This is a genomic window from Mesorhizobium sp. P3_A9 (genome assembly GCF_056402975.1).
Genome location: NZ_JBFUGJ010000413.1, coordinates 1 through 4,706, shown reverse-complemented (window position 1 = coordinate 4,706; position 4,706 = coordinate 1). Strand labels below are relative to the sequence as shown.

Here is a 4,706-nt window from a genome sequence, read left to right as displayed (position 1 = left end):
ACATTGACCAGCCCTTCCCTGGCAAAGTCCTCGATCTGCGCGGCCATGAAGTCCGGGCTCTCGTCATACCTGCCGAATTCATTGGGCAGGCCGGCATTCGGATAGGCGCAGACGAAAGTGTCCGCGGTATCAGATATTTCGGCCAGGTGCGCGCGCATGGCGTTGGCGCCGAGCGCGCAGTTGAGGCCGATGGTGAAGGGATTGGCATGGCGCACCGAATGCCAGAAAGCCGTCGGCGTCTGGCCCGACAGCGTGCGGCCGGAAAGGTCGGTGATGGTGCCCGAAATCATCACCGGCAGGTGCACACCCTTCTCGATGAAAATCTCGTTGCAAGCGAAGATTGCCGCCTTGGCGTTCAGCGTGTCGAAGATGGTCTCGATCAGGATGATGTCGGCGCCGCCGTCGATCAGGCCGCGCAGCTGCTCGCCATAGGCAAGCCGCAACTCGTCGAAGGTCACCGCGCGATAGCCGGGATTGTTGACGTCGGGCGACATCGAGGCGGTGCGGTTGGTTGGCCCGAGCGCGCCGGCAACGAAGCGGCGCTTGCCGTCTTCCTGCTCAGCCCGCTTCGCCGCCCGTCGCACCAGCCGCGCGCCGTCGCGGTTCAGCGCATAGACGGCATCCTCCATGCCGTAATCGGCCTGGGCGATCGCGGTCGACGAGAAGGTGTTGGTCTCGAGAATATCCGCGCCGGCAATCGCGTATTGATAGTGGATCTCCTCGATCGCGGCGGGCTGCGTCAGGATCAGAAGGTCGTTGTTTCCCTGCTGATGGCAGGCGCAGCCGGCGAAAGCATTGCCGCGGAAATGGTCTTCGTCGAAACCAAGCCCCTGGATCTGCGTGCCCATGGCGCCGTCGAGGATGAGGATGCGCTCGCGCGCCGCCGCGGTCAGCGCCGCGAGCACTTCCGAACCGTCGGGCTTGGCCGCGACAGGGCCGAACAGGTCATCCAGCGATGCAGAATTCTGCGACATTTTCTATCCCTTGGGCGACAAGCCTGTTCATGTCACATAAGGATATCTTTATGTCAATATACGCTTCTCACTAACGGTGTCACGCGCCATCGCAGGTGCCAGAGCAACTAACGCCAAAAGCGACCGTTGCCGGGGCGTCCTTTGCACGTCTAACTGGACGCGCGGCAATCCTGTGTCAGTGCAAGTCGGCCAGCAAGGCTTGCGCCTCGGCAAGGTTCTTCTCGGAGCCGGCGGTGAGGTCGTCCATCTTGCGATCCCTGAAAACGACGAGCGCCTCCTGGCAAGCGGCGATCGCCTCTTGGGCAAGCGCCTTGTCCTTGCGGGCCGTGCCCAAATCGGTCAGCACGTCGCACAGGCTGTCTTCGGTGAAGGCGACGGCCGGTACTGAATTGATCTTCTTCTGCACGGCGATCGCCTCGCGCAAGATCGGCACCGCCTCCTCGAAACGGGCAACGTTGTTTTCGGAACGGCCGGCCATCGTCAAGGCATAGCCGACCTCGTTCTGCAGGCTCGCCCAGCGGTCGGGGTCGCGATCTCGGCCAACCTCTTCGGCCAGCGCCCGATTGACGGCGATCGCCTCGTCGAACACTTCAGGCGATGGTTCCCTGGCCGCGATCATGCTCAGCACATTGGCAAGGTTCCCCTGCGTGGTTGCCCAGCGCTCTGGATCGCGAGCCCGGGTGCGCACGGCCTGTATGCTGCGGTAGATGCCGGCCGAGCGTTTCAGCAAGGCGAGGTCATTGCGCCAATAGCCCAGCGACGACAGGGCGCTTGCCAGATTGGACTGGTTGCGGGTCCAGCCATCGGCATCCTTGTCACGGGTGGTGACCGTTAGTGCCGCCTCATAGGCCTGCACCGACTTCGCCATGATGTCCGGATCGGAAGCCGCACTCGCCTGCATCATGCGCGCATTGCCGAGATCGCTTTCGACCGAGGCCCACAGCGTACGGTCGGGTAACGTGGCATAGACGGCAAGGGCTGCTTCATGCGCGGTCGCCGCCTTCTGGTAGAGCGACTGATCGTTGCTCGCGCCGGCGAGGTAGTAGTAGGCGCTGCCGAGATCGTTCTGCAATTGGGCGTGATCCTGCGGCACGCTGGCAAGGTCATAAAAGGGCAAAGCCGCTTCGAGCGCCGTCACCGACTGGTTGAAATCGGCGCCGTCTTGCACGCGGTCGCCCAGCACCAGAAGCACATGGCCGAGCCCCCATTGCGTCGCCGCCCAGGCGTCCGGATCGCTGTCGCGGGTCTGCACTTCGAGCGCCGCACGATAGGCCGTCACCGAGCGTTCGAGCGCTTCGGTCGGGCCGCCATCGGCCTTGCCCAGCATCGAAAGGGCGGCACCCAGCCGATACTGCGTCTTTGCCCAGTCCTTCGCTGCATTGTCCTTGGTCCGCACGGTGAGCGCGGCGTCGTAGGCGGCGACCGCCTGTTCGAGCACCGCTCTGTCGCCGGCACGATCGCCCCAGGTCGACAGCGTGCTGCCGAGACTGTGCTCGATGGAAGCAAACTCCGCGGGCGCGGCCGTGGCCGTGTAAACTTCCTTTGCGCTGCGATACGCGGTTGCCGATTTCTGCAGATAGTCGATCCCCGTGTCGCGCTCGCCGAGCGAGGCATAGGCGGAGCCGAGATTCTGCTGCAGCGAGGCCCAGTCGAGCGGCAGCTTTTCACGCGGATACTCCGAGAGGGCGGCCTCATAGGCGGACACCGCCTTAAGCAGCGTCGCGGTGTCGTCCTGCTTCACGCCGAGACGCTGCAAGGCATTGCCGAGCGTCAGCTGGCCGTTGGCCCAGCTTGCCGGCGCATGCTCGCGCGTCCACACGGTGAGTGCGGCGTCCGCCGCTTCGCGCGCATGCTGCAGCGTCGGGATGTCGCCATTGATCTCGCCGATCGTCTCCAGCGCAGAGCTCATATTGTTCTCGATCGTCGCCCATTGCGCCGGCGCGCGCTCCCTGGTCATTTCCTCCGTCGCCGACTGGTAGGCGGCGACCGACTGCTCGAGCGTTGCGACGTCCTTCTCGCGTGCACCAAGGCGAAACAGGGCAGCACCGAGATTGACCTGGCTCAATGCCCAGTCGAGCGGCACGCGCTCGCGGCTGTACTCTGTCAACGCGGCGCGATGCGCCTCGATGGCGGCGCGAAAACTGTCGCTGGTCGTCTCGCGTTCGCCGAGTTCCGACAGCACGATGCCGAGATTGTTTTCAGTCGCCGCCCATTCCAACGGCACCTTCTTCGACCCCTGCACCTCGAGCGCCGCGCGGAAGGTGGCGACCGCCTTGTCGAGCAACGCCGTGCCGGTCTCGCGCTGCCCGAGCCGCCAATAGACGGTGCCGAGATTGCCTGACGTGGAGCCCCAATCGTCCGGATAAGTTTCCCGCGTATAGACCGTCAGCGCCTGCTCGAAGGCGGCGGCCGCCTTGTCGAGGTTTTCGCGCCCGGCCTCGCGCTCACCCAAAGTCGACAGCGTGGTGGCGAGGTTGTTCTGGGTGGCTGCCCATTGCCGTGGATTTTTCTCGGGCGACACATAGGCCAGGCTCTTTTCATAGGCCGCGACGGCCTGCGCCAGGAATGCGTTGTCGCCGGAGAAAGTACCTTGCTGGGAAAGCGCGTTGGCTTCAGCCGCCTTGTAGTACCAGGCGTCCTGGTCGTCCCATTTCTCAGCCTGCTCATAGGCCTTGCCGTAGTCCTGGGCCGCCTCCTGAAACTTGAAGGAGATTTCGTAGGTTTTTGCGCTGTCGCCAAAAACTTTCGCAAATTCCAGCCGGCGTGCCTTGAGATCCGCTTCGGCCTTGTCGACCGTGTTTGACAATTCGCCGACGCGCGCCTTGGCCTGTTCGTGGAATTTCCTGGCGGCATCGAGCGCGCCTTCGCGCACCGCCTGATCGGCCAGTTTCGACAGCCGGACGATCTCCGGGTCCTGGCTCTTCAGCGCCGCCTGCTCGGCCAGCACCTGCTTCAGCCGCTCGGTCTGGCCGCGCAGCAATTTGTCGAGCTCGGCCGGGTCTTTCGGCGTGTCGGTGCCCAGCGTCTTCAGCATGGCATAGAGCGCGTCCATCGGCACGCCACCGTCGCGCGAGATGGTCTCGATCTGGCGACGTTCGGGATCGGGCAGGGTGGAGATGGTGAGCAGCAGCCGGCGGCGCTCGGTCAGGATGTCGCCTTCATCGCCCTTCGGCGCCTCAGCCGGCGTGCCGAAATAGAGCAGCCGGCGCAGGCTCTCATTGACCCATGGCCGCTGCTGGCCGTTGGTCTTGAGATAGACCTCCTCGCCGATCATGCGCAGCACGGTGCCGAATTCCTCACCGCCCATCGTGTCGATGTGGCGCAGGATCGCCGCCGCATAGGGGCTGTTGCCATCGGCCGGACCATCGAGCGCTACCTTGCCGGGCTCGGCAGCAAAGCCGATGACCTGGCCAAGGCTGTCGTCAGCCGAGCCCTTGGCCGGCGCGCTATTCTTCAGCGCGACGACGCTGCGCGTTTCACCGAGACCACCGGCACCAATCGGCTTGCCGTCATCGCCCGGCGACAGCTTCAGCAAGGTGCCCGGCGGGAACGGATCGTTGCGGCAAGCGTCGAGYAGCACGATGGTGACCGGCACCTTGGTCTTGAGCTCAGCGACGATCGAGGACAGCGGAACCAGCTTCTCGCCGGCATCGTCGAGCGCCGAGACATCGGCATCAACAGGGACCAGGAAATTCTCGCCGCCGGCCTCGATGCCGTGGCCCGAATAATAGA

At 64.3% G+C, this 4,706-nt stretch carries 2 protein-coding genes; both read right to left on the bottom strand.

Annotation, left to right across the window (positions count from 1 at the left end; translation table 11 throughout):
* On the bottom strand, positions 1-974 hold a 974-nt coding region (locus tag AC1DX0_RS31335), incomplete at its 3' end, for a homocysteine S-methyltransferase family protein (protein WP_477358302.1).
* A 175-nt stretch (positions 975-1,149) separates the two neighbouring features.
* A partial coding sequence (locus AC1DX0_RS31330) for a caspase family protein (protein WP_477358300.1) occupies positions 1,150-4,706 on the bottom strand: 3,557 nt, incomplete at its 5' end.